This window comes from Brevibacillus invocatus (assembly GCF_003710915.1).
GTDB lineage: Bacteria > Bacillota > Bacilli > Brevibacillales > Brevibacillaceae > Brevibacillus > Brevibacillus invocatus.
In genome coordinates, this window is the sequence record NZ_RHHR01000003.1 from 20954 (window position 1) to 38604 (window position 17651).

Here is a 17651-nt window from a genome sequence, read left to right on the forward strand (position 1 = left end):
AAGATAGAACCTCTTCGCATTTTGGTCCTGATCCTGGCTTTGCCACTGAAAAAAAGCCACCTAGTCAACAGGTGGCCTGTTAATCAACGAGATTATACCCTTTTACCGTGTAGCCGATATCGTTGATCAAGACTTGGAAGGCCTCGTCACTGACCTCACCGCCTTGTTCAATCTGACTGTGCAAATTCGAAATCCTATCATAGATTGCCGGATTCGTACTTACATATAAGATATTGAACCGCGATTGAGTCGCCAGTCGTACGCGCATCCGATCCACTACTTTCTTTTGCAGGGAATCTGTATGACCATTATCGATGCGAACAATGGATCCTGGTCGATGAGGAATAGTGGGATGGGGGTTTACTTCGTCAGGCTTTGGCGTATCGATCGGCAGAACACCTACCAGGAGCGTATCTTTGTAAGCCAGTACCTTGATATCCACTACTCCAGGCAGATCTTCAGCAAATTTTTCCAGCCTAGCCACCAGTTGTGGCTCACGATTGTGTACGATTTTTTGCCCGATCATGCCTGCAGGCCCTTTATCCGTTCCGGTGTTGTCGTTGCTCAGATTGATACCAAATGCATCATACTTTGCCTGATTTCCATTTCGGTCTTCCGTTCCCATCTGTTTATTCGGTGAACAGCCAGATAGTAGCCCGACTACGAGGAGACATACACATGTACCCTTTACAACTTGTTTCACCCAAAACACCTCCTGCCCATAGTTTGGTGTGCAGGAGGTGTTCTTACTCAGCGTTCTGTTTCCTTTTGATGGTTAGTTTCGTTTCGTAAATACGCCTTCAACAATTTGTTCTTCGCCGTCTTTCGTGGCTGTCATTTTGTAATAATCAACAATGATTTTGTCCATCAGTTCAAATTTGAAGCTGCCATCGGACTCCACTTTCACATCGAAATCCTTATCATCCAATGTAACGGTCAGCTCGGAATCTGGGTCTGTCTTTCCAGTTATGGAGTAAACACCAAGTCCCATCAGATTCGCACTCTTCGCAGTGATGGATTCAGAATCGACGATTACCTCGTCTGTCTCTATTGGTGCTTTAGGCGCTTCAGGCTTTTGTTCCTGTGGCTGTTCTTTCGGATCATCCACTTTTGCGTCAGTCGCCTGGTCTGCGATCAAGACGGCTTGTGCCTGCTGATCCCAATTGACCTCATACTCGAGTGCTTCCGCGATAAAACGGACGGGAACCATCGTGCGTTGATTCACGATCTGGGCAGGAACATCCAGTTTAACCGTTTCGCCATTTTTACGGGCTATTTTCTGGGATACGACGAGTCTGACCTGATCGTCCCCTTTTTTGATCAAGACCGTACGTGTTTCCTCATTCCAATCGACATCAAAGCCAAGGCTCTCAGCGATCGGGCGAATCGGCACCAGCGTGCGATTATTCTGCAAGATTGGCTTTTGATCCGGGAAAACGATTGATTTCTGGTTGTACTCGACTTTAATCGCAGTTGCAGCCGAAGCAGCGGGAGAAAATGCAGCCATGGGCACCAACGCCACTGCAAGCAAAAACGCCGTTAATTTTTTCATCTATTCTCACTCCGTTCCAATAAAATGGCTCGTTTTTTAATCTACTATACGCCGTTCTTCGTTTCAAGCAATTCCTGATATTCCCTCTACCTTTTCAATCCCTTGATCCTTAATACCTCGTTCGTTCGAACTATTTTCAAATTGTTACAAAAATGAAACCATCTTGCTACAAAAAACCGTTACAATAGACATACAACGACGACATTTTCACCCCGAAAGAGGCGGAGACTTATGAAAAAAATACTTCCTTTCCTCATCCTGGCCCTGTTATTAACGATCATCCCCCCGGGTGGAAGTTCCGCCAATACTTCTGTCATTCAATTGGGAAGCGACGTACTTTTTACTCAATTTCACCAGGTTATTGAAGACAAAAAAGTGGGACTCCTCACCAATCAAACCGGTATAAACGGTAGTGGTGTCAGCACGATCGACATGATCCGACGGGATTACTCCGTCACCTTGACGGCACTATTTACACCTGAATACGGGCTGAACGGAAAAACACCACCAGACGACCCGAACACAACCTATCTGCATCCTGTGTATGGAGTTCCAGTACATAGTCTGACAGGTCCAGAGCCTCAGCTGACAAAAGAGATGCTTCAATCGATGGATATCTTGCTAGTGGACCTGCAAAATATCGGAACCCGCCATGATTCCTATTTATCTCTCATTCATTCTTGCATCACGGCCGCAAAAGAACACGATAAGCCCATTATCATCCTGGATCGTCCAAACCCGCTTGGTGGAATGATCGTCGATGGCCCGGTCTTAGATCCTGCCTTCCTTTCAGAAGTCGGGGTGGACACATTGCCATTGACGCACGGCATGACAATCGGCGAACTGGCCCTTTTCTTCAACCGAACTATTGGTGCGGATGTGACCGTCATCCCGATGGCTGGCTACAAACGCAGCATGACGTATCAGGAGACCGGACTCGTCTGGTTCCCACCATCTCCACAGCTACCGGATCTGAATGCCGTCTTGGGCTATCTGGCCACAGGGATCGGAGAAGGAACCAATCTGCAGCACGATGACAGCTACAATTGGATGGGGGCTGAAGGAATTGACGCCTATCAATTTGCCGATCTGATGAATGCCAGCCTGCTGCCGGGAGTAGTTTTCTTTCCAGAAGAACGAGAATCAGCCGGTGGGGTGCGCATCCAGATCATCGATCCAAGACTGTTTAATCCAGCAAAGACGGGAATCTACGCACTTGCTCATGCGGAAAAGCTCAGTGATGTTGTGATCCAAACCGGCAGTTCTGAACACACTCTCTTTGACCTCAGAATGGGAACGAGCAAGGTCGGAGAAATGCTCAAACAAGAAGCCAGTCCGAAGGAAATCGAGGCAACCTACGTACCGCAACTTGCACAATTCTTATCGCTGCGTGTGCCCTATCTGATCTACAATGAAGAGCATTATTACCCAACTATGCCGATTTCCTTGAAACAGCATGTTTCTCCTGCTCCTACGCCTATTCAGACACCGGAAGCAGATGGGAATATGACAGAAACGGCTCCAAAGCCCGACGCGATGCCAGCGGTACCTAATCCTGCCAAGCCGGGAAGCGAAGGCAGCGTGCAACCTGATCAGACGAATGGTTCAAAACCGTCCCAGCCACAAGTACAGCAGCCTGCTGCATCAACACCTGTACCAGGAACGCCAACGCCAGAGTCACCACCTGCGAAGGCTGCTGCACCTGCCCCGAACCAGAATCCGGCTCCACCTGTTGCAGAAAAAGTCGCCTATCTGACGTTTGATGATGGTCCTTCACCTGTCACCTTACACATCCTGGAGACGTTGAAATCCTTTGATGCGAAAGCTACCTTTTTCGTAGTAGGTCGAAGCATCCCTGGCAACGAGGAGATTCTGAAGCAAATTGTAGCAGAAGGCCATAGCCTGGGCGGCCACTCTTATTCGCATGATTACCGATATCTGTATGAGAGTGTAGACGCATTTTTTGCAGATATGGAAAAGGGCAACAAACTTATCGAAGACGCCACAGGCGTAAAGCCTGCACTGTTCCGTTATCCTGGCGGCAGCACCAACACGATCAGTCTCAAATATCAGGATCCCAAGCATTACAACAATAACCATACCGTCATGGCAGCCATCAAGGAAGAGTCCAACAAACGCGGTCTTACCTTTATCGACTGGAATGTCACCAATGGGGATGCTCGGAGCAATCGCTATACGGCTACGGAAGCGCTGGCGCAGATCAAGCAACAGGTCAAAAACCAGAAAGAAATCGTGGTCCTGATGCACGACACGGCTACCAAATCCGCTACCTCTCAATCCTTGCCGCAAGTTATGCAGTTCTTAAAGGAGAAAGGGTATCATTTTGAAGCCATCTCCCCTGATCGCCAAACGATCTCGACAGTCAAGTAAGGGCGCACCACGATCGAAATTGGAGAACCCGCTTTCGGCACAGTTGACCGAAGCGGGTTCTCTTTTTAATGATGGAGTTACGATTATTGTGAGGCGAGGACTTCGTAGCGTAAACGCAGCTCCCGCTTCAGGATCTTTCCACTCGGATTGCGAGGCAGGTTCTCGGCAATCACGACATATTTTGGTGTTTTGAACGAGGAGAGCCTCTCTTTGCAGAAATCCAGCAGTTCCTCGGAGGTTACGACCTCGCCAACCTTTGGAACTACAACAGCCGTGACAGCCTCGATCCAGTACGGATGCGGCACCCCGATGACAGCTACCTCGGAGACCTTGGGATGCTGATAGATCATTTCTTCGATTTCCCTGCTGGCGATGTTCTCCCCGCCGGACTTGATCATGTCCTTCTTCCGATCGACGACGGTAATAAAGCCTTCCTCATCCATGATTCCCAAATCACCGCTATGAAACCACCCGCCTTCGAAAGCCGCTTGCGTCTTTTCGGGGTCGCGGTAATAGCCAAGCATGGCGTGACTTGTACGATGAACGATTTCTCCGATTTCTCCTCGCGCGACTTCGTTTCCGTCATCATCCATGATTTTCGTCTCTACATTAAGCGCTGGCTTCCCAGCAGAGCCTGCCTTTCGAATCTGCTCCCCAGGCTTCAGCACGGTAGCCAGCGGCGCTACCTCCGTCTGTCCGTAGAAGTTGTAGAACTGCGCTCCAGGGAGTCGTTCCCCGAGCTCTTTGAGAATCTCTACCGGCATGATAGCTGCCCCATAATAGCATTTTTTCAAAGAGCTTATATCACGCGTGGCAAAATCAGGCGAACGAAGCAAGGCAATCCAGACCGTCGGAGGGCAAAACAATTGTGTTGCCTGATGCTTTTCTACGGTTGCCAGCATCAGTCCAGGTGTTGCCTGCTCCAGAATGATTCCGCTTCCCCCCAAATAGATATACGGTCCAAGAAAGCAATGAAGCTGCGCACTATGAAAAAGAGGCAGAGCATGAATTGCTACATCCTCTTCTGTCATTCCGCCATCGATAATGGTGCTGACATACTCGGTAATGATGCTTTTATGTGTCAGCATCACGCCTTTTGGCTTGGATTCCGTACCACTGGTGTACAATATCTGCGCGATATCGTCATCCTCCAGTTCTACTTCTGGCTCCTCGCTCGCTTCGTTGCTAATCATCTCGCGGAAGGGAATCCACTCTCCCTTCTGAAGCGCAGGATTAGAGATCAGAGAGAGCAGCCCCGGAGTAATCCCTGTTTGTCGAAGCGCTTCTTGGGCTACGGACAGAAATTCTGGAGCGACGAAGCACGCGTTTGCCTCGGAATGCCCCAAGATAAATGCGACATCATCCGCATTCAGCATGTAGTTGATCGGCACCATGATGACTCCTGCTTTCGCAAGGGCAAAGTTGAGGATGGCAAAATCCATAGAATTGCGAGAAAGCACTGCAGCGCGGTCTCCTTTTTTCAACCCTCTGCTGATTACAGCATGCGCAGTCTGATTGACCAATTGATCCAATTCACGGTATGTAAGCACTTCTTCTTCAAATTGCAGCGCTGTCTTGTCTGGGTAGCGCCCACGACTTCTGCGAAGAATGTCCCCTAACGTATTTCGCCTTGCCCGCTGGATTTCGGTCATCTACATGCCTCCTTACTTGTATTGATTCTATTATAATCGATTATTCGGTTTAATGTGTATATTCTGACAATAATAAGCAAAAAAAAGCGGCAACCTCCTCTGCTAGGTTTGAAGCTGCCGCAGGCCCCAAGAATCAAGTCCTTACGTACAGGATATCTCATTTGCCCTCTACCATCGACATTGAATCTGCTGGTTATAGAGGGAAGATCAGGGATTTACTCTCGAATGAGTGTGTAAAGCAGTCTGATTAATAAAATGACGACACCGCAGAGCGTTGTCGTCAAAAGATCCCCATTTGTTGCACCAGCACCAGGCGAAGATTTGGGTCTATATGTAAAGTATGGCTATTCCTTCATCATTTCTTCTTATAGTATAAAATGCCATTTGATTCGAATCCTTCTAACTCCCCTTGCCCTACCAAATAGCGCAAATAGGCATTGGTTTCCCCCAAGATAATCCACTGATTAAAAGTGGGTAGCTCTTTCTGGAACAAGCTCTCCGCTAATTGGTAAGCAGTCTTTTCCCCTTTTGCGTGGTCCATCACAATAGCCATCCGAGCTTGGTAATGCTGGACCAATTCCTCGATGCGTTCCTGTGCGTCATGAAAAACGGGGCCATGCCCTGGCCATACTTGCGAAATCTCCATTTCCTGCATCTTCCGCAATGTAGTCAGAAACGTTGCCAGCGGATTTTCATCTCCGTACCCGTGATAGGATATATACGGGATCGTCTCTTTGGTAAAATGATCGCCTGAAATCAGAATTTTTTCGTCGGCATTGTAATAGCAGATGTGTCCCGGCGTATGTCCCGGCATGAGCATCGCTTCGAAATTCAGCTCACCGATCTGGAATTGATCTCCGGCCTCAATCCGTTCAAGCATCTGAGGGTACGGGGTGATCGGCTTTACAGAGGCTGTAGGGTTGCCTACCAGCTCGCTGACCATGGCTTCTGGCAGACCACAGCTTCGATAAAAGGTGGAAAACCCTTCCTCGCTCCAGGTAAAGCGGGACAATTCCTCCTCCCGATCACTGAGATACAAGGGGGCATTCGTCCATTCCTGCATGACCCCTGCAAATCCGAAGTGATCGGCGTGGTGATGCGTGAGATAGATGCGGGAGATATCATGGCCAGGCGAGATGCCATGCTTCGTAAAAGCCGCTTCCCACGTCTCTTGAGTGACATGTCCATTAATTCCAGTGTCGACAACCACCCATTTCCCTTCTGTTCGGGCAAGATAGCAATGTACGCTGTCGTTCCAAATCGGGAGGGGGATCGATACCTGATAAATGCCAAATTGTTCCATCTCTTCTACCTTCCCATCTGCTCGTTTATTTCATCGCTTGTTGGAATGCTTCGGTCAACCGTTCCATCCCCAATTTAATTCTCTCTGGATTGGAGTTGGTGAAATTCAGCCGCATCGTATTTTGACGAGGGGAATCTACATAGAACGGCGCTCCCGGAATAAAGGCAACCCCGTGAGGAACGGCCTTCGTCAATAATTCCGTGGCATGAATATTCTCGTCAACCTCTAACCAGATGAACATGCCACCTTTGGGTTCAACCCATTTGCACGAATCCAGCTTTTTCAGATAATCCTGCATGACCAGCATGTGCTGGTGGTACTGCTGGCAAAGCATGCGGATGTGCCCATCCAGATCAAAATCATTGAGTAGATGATACAGCGCTTGTTGATTTAACGGGCTGGACATGAGATCTGCAGCCTCTTTGATTTGAGTCAGCACCTTCATGATTGGCTGGGGTCCTGTCACCCATCCTACACGTAAGGAAGGCACCACCGTTTTGGAAAAGGAGCTGGTATAAATCACATATTTCTTTTCCGTATCCATCGCAGCGATGGGTGTGTAGGTCTCTTCGGCATTGAACTGCAGCTCACCGTACGGATCATCTTCCAAAATCAAGGTATTGTGCTCTTCTGCCAGCTTCAGCAAGGCCACACGACGTTCATTGCTCCACACTTTTCCTTCAGGATTCGAGAAGGTTGGTACGACATAAATAAACTTCGGCTTGTATTCTTTCAGCTTTTTGGCGAGGTCCTCAGGATCCATTCCATCTTTGTCGCTTTGCACGCCGATAACCTTGGCTTCATAGGATTCGAATGCCTGAACAGCTGCCAGGAAGGTTGGGTTTTCAGTCAGCACGACATCCCCAGGGGAGAGCATGATTCTGCTGAAAAGATCGATCGATTGCTGAGAACCCGTTGTCAAAAGCACTTCTACTGGTGCTGCTTGGATGCCCTTGGCTTTCACTCGCTCGCTGATTTTTTCACGTAATGGCATAAAGCCTGAAGTCATCCCATACTGCAAGGAAGACTTGCCGGATGCAAAAACCTTATCAAAAGCCTGTTCCAGTTCAGCTTGAGGAAAGTAAGGCTCGTAAGGGAAGCCACCTGCGAAAGAAATCACGTCATTACCCTTTGCGATAATTTCAGATATCTCGCGGATTGCGGATGATTTGAACATTTTAACGCGATCTGCAAAGCGATAGTCCATGCTAGAACTCCCCTTTTGTTCATTTTATTTGTAATTGTCTGACATAGGCATGGTTTAACTGTAGAATAAATATGACGCAATGTCAATTATCTACTTGTGAACCTGACCAGGACGTCGAAAAAGACGTAAAAAAGCGAGTAGATCAGGTCTACTCGCTGTTCGTATTATTCTTTATGGCGGAGGGAGAGGGATTCGAACCCCCGTGACGTTGCCGCCTAACGGTTTTCAAGACCGCCCCGTTATGACCACTTCGGTATCCCTCCACGTTTTCAAGACAAGATTTACTATAGCACACCCGCTAGATTCCATGCAACTATTTTTCTACATTTTTCTGGCGTTGTCTGAAGCTGGCACAACGCCAGAAAAACGGAAACCTGATTCGCTATTTCTTCATCACAACAAGCTTGCATTCTGTCAGCTCTTCCATCGCGTATTTGACACCTTCACGCCCCATGCCACTCTCTTTGACCCCGCCATACGGCATATGGTCTACTCGGAATGTAGGAATGTCGTTAATCATGACACCACCTACATGAAGCTCATCAGCAGCCAGCATGGCCGTACCCAGATGATTCGTGTAGACTCCAGCCTGCAACCCATAGCGCGAATCGTTGACCAGCTCGATGGCATGCTGAACAGAATCAACCGGATTGATCAGGACGACAGGACCGAACACTTCCTGACAAGATAGTTTCGCATCTTCAGGAACGCCAGTCATGACTGTCGGCTGCAGCATGCGCCCTTCACATGCTCCTCCACACTCTATTCTGGCACCCTGCAAGGCGGCTTCCTCGACCCAAGAGAGCACTCGCTGAGTCTCATTGGGATGGATCATCGCTGAATAGTCCGCATCCTCGGACAGAGAATCTCCTCCCCGAAGCCTTCGAGTTTCTGTGACAAAACGGCTGACAAACGGCTCGTACAGCTCTTTGACCACATAAATTTTCTGTACAGATATGCACACCTGTCCAGAATAGGCAAAGGCACCAAAAATACAACGGGGAATGACCTCTTCTAAATGGACATCGCGATCTACAATGACAGCAGAATTAGAACCTAGCTCCAACGTCACCCTTTTCAAGCCAGCACGATTCCGTATATCCATACCGACTGAAGGGCTTCCTGTAAAGGTAATAGCTTTTATTCGCGGGTCCTTGACAAGCAGATCACCCACGCTGCTTCCACTGCCTGTCACGATATTCAGCGCACCTGCTGGCACCCCTGCTTGCTCGGCTATCTCGGCCAAAAATAAGGCAGACAGTGGTGTCTGCGAGGCGGGCTTCAGAACTACCGTGTTTCCTGCAGCTAAGGCAGGTCCTACCTTGTGGGCGACGAGATTCATGGGAAAGTTGAAGGGCGTGATGGCTCCGATGACGCCCAAGGGCTCTCGAACCGTATACGCCACACGCCCCTCTCCCCCTACAGCAGCATCCATAGGGATTGTCTCACCGTGCAGGCGCTTCGCTTCCTCGGCTGCGAATTTGTAGGTTTGTATGGTACGAATGACCTCTCCTCTCGCTGTCTTGATGGGTTTTCCTGCTTCCAGGGCGATCATCCTCGCCGCTTCTTCCATTCTCTCACCCATCAGGATCGAGATTCTTTCCAATAGGGAGGCTCGCTGATAGGCGGGCATCCTGCGCATCAGGGGAGTTGCTTTTTGTGCTGCTGTTATCGCCTGTTCTACGAGCCTTTCATCCGCCAAGGATATTTGGGCAATCTCGTTGCCACTGTAAGGTGCGTAAAGAGGGGCATACTCAGTGGCGTACATCCACTGCCCGCCGATATAACATGCTTTTTTCACAAGCGAATCCTCCTAGCTGATTGGGCTATCGGGTCCAAACGTATCCAGTTTGCCTACAATTCTGAAACTTCGCACCACTCGATCAAGGTCAAGGCAAAAATCTCCGCACAATGGAAAATGTCATCCAGCACAATATATTCGTTGGGGTAGTGTGCAACCTGTGTGACACCAGGACCTACCACAATGGATGGCGTATCGGCCAATGCTGTCAGGAGTCCACCATCCGTTCCCCAAGGAGAGGCTTCCACTACGGCTCGCTGACCAGTCGTTGCCACAAATTGCTTATGCAGGATTTCCATCAAGGGGTGATCCTCCTCCACGGAGCCTGGTACCCAACGTGCCCCGTACCATTCCAGCTCCACAGGATTTTCAGCAAACCACGGATCGATCTCGGCAAGACCTCTCAATGCTGCTTCCATTTCCGCCTTGGCATCGTCCATCTGCTCACCCGGCGCCACGCCCATACGCCCTTCCAGCTTGACCAAATCAGCTACGGAAGACGGCCACTTGCCCCCTTCGATCACCCCGATGTTGATCGGAATCGGAATCGGCAGCTTGGCATACAAGGGGTCAGTCATCCGGTCGTTACGCTCTTTTTCCAGCTGTCCGACTGCCTGTACGACCAGCAGGCTTTTCTCAATAGCACTTACCCCTTCATAGCGGGTTCCGCCATGGGCAGAGCGTCCCTTCACCAACAGCCTGAACCACATGGACCCTTGTTGTTTCGGGAAAATTTTCATATTGGTCGGCTCAGGGATCAAAGCAGCATCTGCCTTGTAGCCGCGCAGGATGGTTGCCAGTGTGCCTGCCCCACCGCTCTCTTCTTCGACCACGCTCTGGAAGATGACATCTCCCTTCAGCTTGACGCCAAGCGCCTGCAAAACCTGGATAGCCAACAGGGATGACAAGTTTCCACCCTTCATATCTGTTGCGCCACGTCCAAACAGCTTGCCATCCACGACTTCCCCGCTGAATGGAGGATGTGTCCACTGTGCTTCGTCACCCTCGGGGACGACATCGACATGTCCATTCAAAATAATCGAGCGTCCACCCCCTGTACCCTTCCAGACACCAACCACATTAGGACTTTCCTCGAATGTTAGACGAGGCGAGACAAAATAGGGATGCCGTACGAGTTCATCGCCACCCATCACCCACAGATCGACATCCAGTCCCATTGTCGCCAGTCTGCTCGCAATAGACTCCTGGATGGATTTCTCCGCGCCGGACACGCTTGCGTGGCGCACCCACTCCTGCAGCAGCGTAATAGCCTCGTCCCGCTCTTTGCGTAACTGCTCATGGATGAGCGATTGCCATTTGGTCATTGATTCATCCTCCTGCCTATGGATTATTCGGACTTGTCCTTTTGTATTCATCCTATGCTGGACATGCCTAGCGGAAGACCGCAACATCTCCCTCGATTTTCAACTCTGCCCCTGTAGCTCCGATCACATCAGCTACACAGTACGGGTACATTACCTCACGCAAATAAAGACCGTCTGGCAAGACCTCCATCACTGCCATATCGGTTATAATCAGGTCTGCGGCATGCTGAGCTGTCAGCGGCAGAGAACAATCGCGGACGATTTTGGATCTGCCGTTCTTGTCCAGATGCGTCGTTACGACCAGCACCTTCTTCGCCTTTTGCGCAAGCTCCATGGCTCCGCCCATGCCCGGTACACGCTTTCCAGGAACGATCCAGTTGGCGATATCACCGTTTTGACTGACTTCGAGCACACCGAGAATCGTCATGTCCAACAGACCTCTGCGAATGATGGCAAATGCAGTGGCACTGTCAAAGAAGGAGGCACCTTGCGCCAGCGTGACGGGAAAACCACCAGCATTGCACAGCATCGCGTTTTCTTCTCCTTTTGCCGGACTTGGCCCTGTACCAAGAATGCCGTTCTCCGCATGGAACATCACGCGTTTCTCCGCTGGAATAAAATCAGCAACCAGCGTCGGGATTCCGATGCCGAGATTGATAATCATCCCGTCTTCGATCTCCTGGGCTGCACGACGAGCAATCCGCTCGCGATATCCTTCCGTTTCTTTTACTTCTCCCACGCCCATTGCCAATTCACCCCTTTGCTTTGCACGATATAGTTCACGAATACGCCTGGTGTTACGATCTCTTCCGGTGAAAGCTCGCCAATCTCCACGATTTCGTCCGCTTCCACAATGGTGATATCGCCCGCCATTGCCACCAGCGGATTAAAGTTGCGAGCACTTGTATCAAAGACGAGATTTCCAAAGCGATCAGCTTTTTTGGCATGAACAATCGCTACTTCCGCCGTAATTGGCGTTTCCAGCAAATATTCCTTCCCGTTCAGGCTGATCTTCTGCTTGCCTTTTTCGGCAATCGTCCCGATACCGACATCGGACAAAATACCTCCAAGTCCGACTCCACCAGCTCGCACACGCTCGGCCAGAATTCCTTGCGGGCAAAATTCTACCTCCAGCTCACCGGCAGTCATTTGAGCACCCGCGTTGGGATTGGAACCGATGTGGGAAGCAATGACCTTTTTGACTCGTTTCTCCGTCACCAGCTTCCCGATCCCGATCCAGGGAAAAGCTGTATCGTTGCTGATCAGGGTGATATCGCGAATGCCTTTGTCCAGTATGGCTTGAACAAGGGTAGGAGGATTTCCTACCCCGCCAAAACCACCTGCGAGCAGGGTCATTCCGTCGTGAAAATAGGCTGTAGCTTCTTCTAAGGATATGACTTTCTCAAATCGGGTGGTCATGATGACTCCTCCTTCTATCCGATCAAGGCTTTCTCTTGTAGCTCCTGCTGCACGGCGAGGATGGCGTCACGCAAAATATGGATCAGCTCATCGATCTCCTCAGTCGTGATCGTCAGCGGTGGCGAAAGGATGATGGAATCGCCTGCAACCCCATCCAAACCTCCTATGGCTGGGTAGACGAGCAACCCTTTTTCAAATGCCTTTGCGATCACTTGTGAAGCGACACCTGCCGAAAGCGGGAACGGCTCTTTGGTATCCTTGTTTTTTACGAATTCCATCCCACAGAGCAATCCAAGACCGCGTGTATCCCCGATCAGCGGAATTTCCTCTGCCAGCTGCTCCATGCGTGAAAGCAGATAAGCTCCCTGCTGGGCGGATTTTTCAATCAGCTGATGCTTCTCGACGTATTTCAACACAGCGAGGGAGACTGCCGCAGACTGCGGATTGGCGCTGTATGTGTGTCCAGCCATGATCAGACCGCTGCCCTTGCTAATTGTCTCGATGATCTCGTCGGATACGATGGTCGCCGCCATTGGCGTATAGCCGGCGCTCATCCCTTTTCCGAGGGTCATCAGGTCTGGCACTACGCCCCAGTGGTCGATCCCAAATGCTTTACCGGTACGGCCTACTCCTGTCATTACTTCATCCGCGATAAACAGCACCTCGTACTGATCACATATTTCTCGAATTCTCTGAAAATAACCATCCGGCGGCACTACTGCCCCACCGGAAGCTCCAATAATCGGTTCAGCGATAAACGCAGCAACCTGTTCGGACCCGACACGTTTTATCGCCGTCTCCAACTCATTCGCACACTGAAGTGCATAATCCTCCAGGCTGATGCCTTCCGGGCGACGGTAAGGATACGGTCCAGTAATCGCTGGATAATCCTCCAGCAGCGGCACAAAGCGTTTGCGGCGAAGCACATGCCCAGACATGGAGAGTGCTCCCATCGTGATACCGTGGTAGCTCATCCAGCGGGAGATGATCCGATTTTTTGTTGGTCTCCCTTTTTCCTGCCAGTATTGAATCGCGATTTTTTGTGCGGTCTCTGTCGCTTCCGAACCGCTGCTGACAAAAAAGCTCCAATTGAGGGACCCAGGTGCCCATTCAGCCAGCTTCGCTCCCAATTCCTCTACAGCGTCACTGCTAAAATGAGAACGGTAAGCAAACGATACTTCTTTGGCTTGCGCGTACATGGCCTCAGCCACTTCATCGACTGCGTGACCGATACTAGCTGTCACTGCTCCTCCACAACCATCGATGTAGCGTTTTCCCTCCTGATCGAACAAATAAATTCCTTTCCCACGAGAGATAAACGGATATGTCTTACCCAATTCAGGCTTGATTACATAGCTTCTTGTCATGACTAGCCACCTCTCCTTCTCCTTCCATCCTATCTGAGAGTGGCAAGATAGCCATCCGACTGGCTGGCAAAAAAACATGGTCAAGTGGCGAAATCTTTTGTACATTTTGTATAATGAGCTTTCGAGAGGAGGAAGGTTACGTATGTCAATTACCATTCGCGAGGCTTTGCAACTGCCTGATATGGTGCAGACGAGACTGATCGCCGGGGCAGGCGGACTGGGTAATCCGATTCGCTGGGTGACGATCGTAGAGGTGCTTGAAGACCCCAGCCGCCTGCAGGAAGGAGAATTCCTGATCACGACAGGATTTGGCCTGGATGGCGACGAAAAACGTTTAGCCTCCTTCATTCCTTCTCTGGCGAAGCAAAATCTGAGCGGCGTTGCTATCCATACAGGTTTTTACTTGCGCGAGATTCCGGAAGAATTCGTCAGGCAGGCGGACTATTATCGACTGCCACTCATCGAAATACCTGTAGAGATCAATTTCTCTACCATTACCAAAGCCATTCTGCAGCCGATCATGAATCGCCAGTTCGAGACATTGGCCTATTCTCAAGCCATTCATAATCAAATGATCGAAGCTGCTCTGTCCAAAGGTGGATTGGCGGCCATCGTCAAGGAGCTGGCCAAGCTGACGGGTGGTGCGGTGAAACTCGTGGATGCACTGGGGTTTGAAGTGGTGCAACACGGCAATCGCCCACTCGATCAAGCAGAAGAAGAAAAGGAAAGTGCACATGCAGTAGCGATACGTGCCAGCCGGGAGCACTTCGGCAGCCTGACTCTTACCAAGCCAAAGCAATTGTGGAAAGAGCTCGATGACGTGGCCCTGCAGCACGCAGCTACATTGTGTGCCCTGGAATATGTAAAGGAACGTGCCGTATCTGCTACGGAGTGGAGACTGAAAGGTGATTTTGTTGAAGAGCTGCTCAACGGCAAAGAAATGAACGAATCAGAGCTGGAGAGCCGCTGCCGCATGCTTGGATACCCACTGCATGGCAGGCATCTGGTTGCAGCCGTCAGGGTTGATGTCACAGATGCCTTTGCAGCAAGCGAGCTTCATCAGAACGCGATCACGTTGATGCGACGTCTGTGTGACCGTCAGCAGCGCTCCTACCTGCTCCGTGAGCGACCTCACAGCTTGTATTTCGTCTTTCCGGATGATCGGACGAGCCTCCTGCTTCTGGAGCAGTTTGCTTCACGCTGGGCACAGCTCCATCCTGAACAGCCTGTCCATATAGGTGTCAGCAATCCCTGCGAACAGCTGACCGATGTCAATCGCGCGGCTGAACAAGCCTTGTTTGCCTTGCAAGCTTACCCATTTCTCGCCGTATCTCCGTCGTTATTGCGATACAGCGAGATGCAGGGCTATCAATTTCTCTTCCCGTATCATCGCAGTCAAGAAAGCCTGATGGGTTTGTGGAAGCCATTGCTGGATCCTCTGATCCGCTACGACACCAAGCACAATCAGCAGCTGCTGGAGACTTTGGACGTCTATTTGCAGCATAATGGAAACGGCTTGCAAACCTCCCAGGCTCTCTTTATTCATCGCCATACGCTCAAATATCGGATCACACAGATTGAAGATAAAACGGGCTGCCGCCTGGAGGATGCCCATCAGCGCTGGCAGCTTCATCTGGCCTTGATGGCTCGACGTCTCCAACAGCATTTATACCCCCCTCAGTCGTAGCCCGCCCCCGCTAATCAGTTCTTGGTAGGACGCAGTGGCTTGACCCAAATATTCATGTCCTCAAAACCGGAAAAAATGGTGCAATTGTTGATGAGTCTGCCCCGGTATTGATAGCCCATCTTGGCTGCCGTCACATTCATGCCGGCCGATTGCGCCCGTGTCAGCGTATACAAATAATAGATCCCTTGGTCTTCCATCCTTTGCTCCAGCTCTAGAAAAAGGGGCTGGAGCAAGCCCTTTCCAGCATGATCTGGGTGAGTCGCACAGTCTGTCATTTCAGCCGAGCCAAAGCGAGTGGACACTTCAGCAGATGCCGCGCAAGCAATTTTCCCTTGCTCTTCTACGACAAAATAACGGGTCCCTTCCTTCATCGTTTCGCGAATATATGCTGGATCATCCATCGGTGTCGGATAGGTCGCAAATACAAGCGCATATAGACGTGCCAGCTCGTCCGCATCTGCTTCAGTTGCTTCACGCATGCTGTAACCGGGAGGCAGCTCCTTTGTGATACTACTTCCCGCCTTGGACAAGCTGAGTGCCAGGAACTCCTCTGCCAGCTGTGGTGCAACCGAGGTTGCCCGCTCCTCCGTCATATAGAAAGAGAGCATGTGCGCATTCTCTCCATGAAAAAAACCCTCGATGGTGCCTTCGTGTCGGTAGCCAAGCGCTTGCCACGCTTCTACGTCCTCTTTTTTCGCGTAAACGATTACCTTGGAAGCATCCGTTTCTACAGCCTGTTGACGAAGCATTTGATCTAATTCATTGATGTGCTGACGATCGTACACATGGAGTTTAACACGCTTGTTTTGGCGATCCAGTACCAAATCTCCTGTTTTGATCATTTCCGTCATTTCCAACATCTCAAGCCTCCCCCTTCCGGTACTTCTACTTCTCATTGTAGCGGATCTGTGTGTGACGTCATCCGCCACTCTGTACAAAACCGTTCTAGGTAATCGTTGAGGGCCATATTCACGCTTTCAACATAGTATGAATCAACTGTCTGGTTGGGAGGAGGGGGGTTGAGATGAGTTTCAATAGCAGCAACGATTTCGCGCTAGTCTTAGTTTTATTCGTCCTTCTGGTGATCGTCTTATGTGCGATCAACTAATACTTTTGGCAAGGCCCCTCTCCATTTGTGGTATTGAGGGGCTTTTTACATATGCATGTAGAGAGGCATACGCACTTGAAAGGAGGAAGCCTCAGATGTCCCCCATCATTTATGCCCATCGTGGCGCCTCCGGTCAATATCCGGAAAATACCATGGAATCCTTCCAGGCTGCTGTAAAAAAACGAGCAGATGGAATTGAATGTGATGTGCAATTGACGAAAGATGGCAAGGTTGTCGTCATCCACGACCATCGCCTTGACCGAACCACCAACGGCTCCGGACTTGTCAGCCACCACACCCTGAGTGAGCTGCGCCAATTTCGAGCGGATAAGGACTCCCCCCAGCATTTGCCGAAAGCACGCATCCCAACCTTGCGTGAGGTTTTTCAACAGTTTTCAGATTCTTCCCTCTGCTTTAGCATTGAAATGAAAAATTTGCTCTATCCACAGCCTCAGCTGGAAGAAAAACTCATTGAACTCATTCGACGCTATCAACTTTCTGAAAGGACCGTGATCTCATCCTTCAATTTTGACAGCCTGGCCCGAATCAAGGAACTGGACCCCTTCCAGGCTACTGCTCTGCTCTATGTCGGATCACTTCCAGCACCTTGGGACATCGCCACGCGTTACCAGACGGATGAGCTTCATGTACCCCTGGACCAGCTGAGTCCTGATTTGGTCAAACAAGCACACGAGCACGGATTTCCCGTCATCGCCTGGACTGTTAACAACGAACGTGAGATGAAAGAGTCCTTCCGAATGGGAGTAGACGGGATCATCACCAACTACCCGGGGCGAGCACGGAAGGTAGCTAGAAGTCTGCGCGTGCAGTAACATCGA

15 protein-coding genes and 1 tRNA gene are annotated in these 17651 nt (G+C 50.3%); 4 read left to right on the forward strand and 12 right to left on the reverse strand.

The window, feature by feature from the left end; translation table 11 throughout:
• Positions 1-79: 79 nt before the first annotated feature.
• The gene (locus tag EDM52_RS00915; RefSeq protein ID WP_122907162.1) at positions 80-703 is read right to left on the reverse strand and encodes a YhcN/YlaJ family sporulation lipoprotein; all 624 of its coding nucleotides are present in this window, start codon (positions 701-703) and stop codon (positions 80-82) included.
• 72 nt (positions 704-775) lie between these two features.
• Positions 776-1552 (reverse strand): copper amine oxidase N-terminal domain-containing protein, encoded by a 777-nt coding sequence (locus EDM52_RS00920; RefSeq protein ID WP_122907163.1) that lies wholly within the window; start codon positions 1550-1552, stop codon positions 776-778.
• Between the two features lie 231 nt (positions 1553-1783).
• Here EDM52_RS00920 and EDM52_RS00925 point away from each other — a divergent pair, with 231 nt between their 5' ends.
• A complete protein-coding gene (locus EDM52_RS00925) occupies positions 1784-3943 on the forward strand; it encodes an exo-beta-N-acetylmuramidase NamZ domain-containing protein (RefSeq protein WP_122907164.1) in 2160 nt (719 codons plus the stop codon).
• An 83-nt stretch (positions 3944-4026) separates the two neighbouring features.
• On the opposite strand, the gene EDM52_RS00930 is transcribed toward EDM52_RS00925, so the two are convergent.
• The 9 genes from EDM52_RS00930 to EDM52_RS00970 form a co-directional block, all read right to left on the reverse strand.
• A complete protein-coding gene (locus tag EDM52_RS00930; protein WP_122907165.1) occupies positions 4027-5595 on the reverse strand; it encodes an acyl-CoA synthetase in 1569 nt (522 codons plus the stop codon).
• A gap of 355 nt (positions 5596-5950) precedes the next feature.
• Positions 5951-6898: an MBL fold metallo-hydrolase gene (locus EDM52_RS00935; RefSeq protein WP_122907166.1), complete on the reverse strand. Its 948-nt coding sequence runs from the start codon at positions 6896-6898 to the stop codon at positions 5951-5953.
• A 25-nt stretch (positions 6899-6923) separates the two neighbouring features.
• On the reverse strand, positions 6924-8105 hold the full coding sequence (locus EDM52_RS00940) for an aminotransferase-like domain-containing protein (RefSeq protein WP_122907167.1): 1182 nt from the start codon (positions 8103-8105) through the stop codon (positions 6924-6926).
• A gap of 174 nt (positions 8106-8279) precedes the next feature.
• Positions 8280-8368, reverse strand: a tRNA-Ser gene (locus tag EDM52_RS00945).
• Positions 8369-8487: 119 nt separating this feature from the next.
• A complete protein-coding gene (locus EDM52_RS00950; RefSeq protein ID WP_245996414.1) occupies positions 8488-9906 on the reverse strand; it encodes an aldehyde dehydrogenase family protein in 1419 nt (472 codons plus the stop codon).
• A gap of 53 nt (positions 9907-9959) precedes the next feature.
• On the reverse strand, positions 9960-11231 hold the full coding sequence (locus EDM52_RS00955) for a peptidase (protein ID WP_122907168.1): 1272 nt from the start codon (positions 11229-11231) through the stop codon (positions 9960-9962).
• Positions 11232-11298: 67 nt separating this feature from the next.
• A complete protein-coding gene (locus tag EDM52_RS00960) occupies positions 11299-11976 on the reverse strand; it encodes a 3-oxoacid CoA-transferase subunit B (protein ID WP_122907169.1) in 678 nt (225 codons plus the stop codon).
• Entirely contained in the window at positions 11958-12650 is a 693-nt protein-coding gene (locus tag EDM52_RS00965) for a 3-oxoacid CoA-transferase subunit A (RefSeq protein ID WP_122907170.1), read from the reverse strand. Before EDM52_RS00965 ends, EDM52_RS00960 begins: the two co-directional genes overlap by 19 nt.
• Before the next feature lie 14 nt (positions 12651-12664).
• Positions 12665-14017 carry an aspartate aminotransferase family protein gene (locus EDM52_RS00970; protein WP_122907171.1) on the reverse strand — a complete coding sequence of 451 codons (1353 nt, stop codon included), beginning with the start codon at positions 14015-14017 and terminating at the stop codon, positions 12665-12667.
• 142 nt (positions 14018-14159) lie between these two features.
• Between EDM52_RS00970 and EDM52_RS00975 the strand changes: the two genes are divergently transcribed.
• Positions 14160-15704: a PucR family transcriptional regulator gene (locus EDM52_RS00975; protein WP_122907172.1), complete on the forward strand. Its 1545-nt coding sequence runs from the start codon at positions 14160-14162 to the stop codon at positions 15702-15704.
• Positions 15705-15718: 14 nt separating this feature from the next.
• Here EDM52_RS00975 and ablB read toward each other — a convergent pair whose 3' ends face one another.
• Positions 15719-16564, reverse strand: coding sequence for a putative beta-lysine N-acetyltransferase (ablB, locus tag EDM52_RS00980; RefSeq protein ID WP_122907173.1), 846 nt, complete (start codon positions 16562-16564; stop codon positions 15719-15721).
• A gap of 164 nt (positions 16565-16728) precedes the next feature.
• Here ablB and EDM52_RS25585 point away from each other — a divergent pair, with 164 nt between their 5' ends.
• Both EDM52_RS25585 and EDM52_RS00990 read left to right on the forward strand, forming a co-directional pair.
• Positions 16729-16812, forward strand: a complete 84-nt coding sequence (locus EDM52_RS25585; protein WP_122907174.1) for a YjcZ family sporulation protein — start codon at positions 16729-16731, stop codon at positions 16810-16812.
• 95 nt (positions 16813-16907) lie between these two features.
• Positions 16908-17645 (forward strand): glycerophosphodiester phosphodiesterase, encoded by a 738-nt coding sequence (locus tag EDM52_RS00990; protein ID WP_057133893.1) that lies wholly within the window; start codon positions 16908-16910, stop codon positions 17643-17645.
• The last annotated feature ends 6 nt before the right edge of the window (positions 17646-17651 follow it).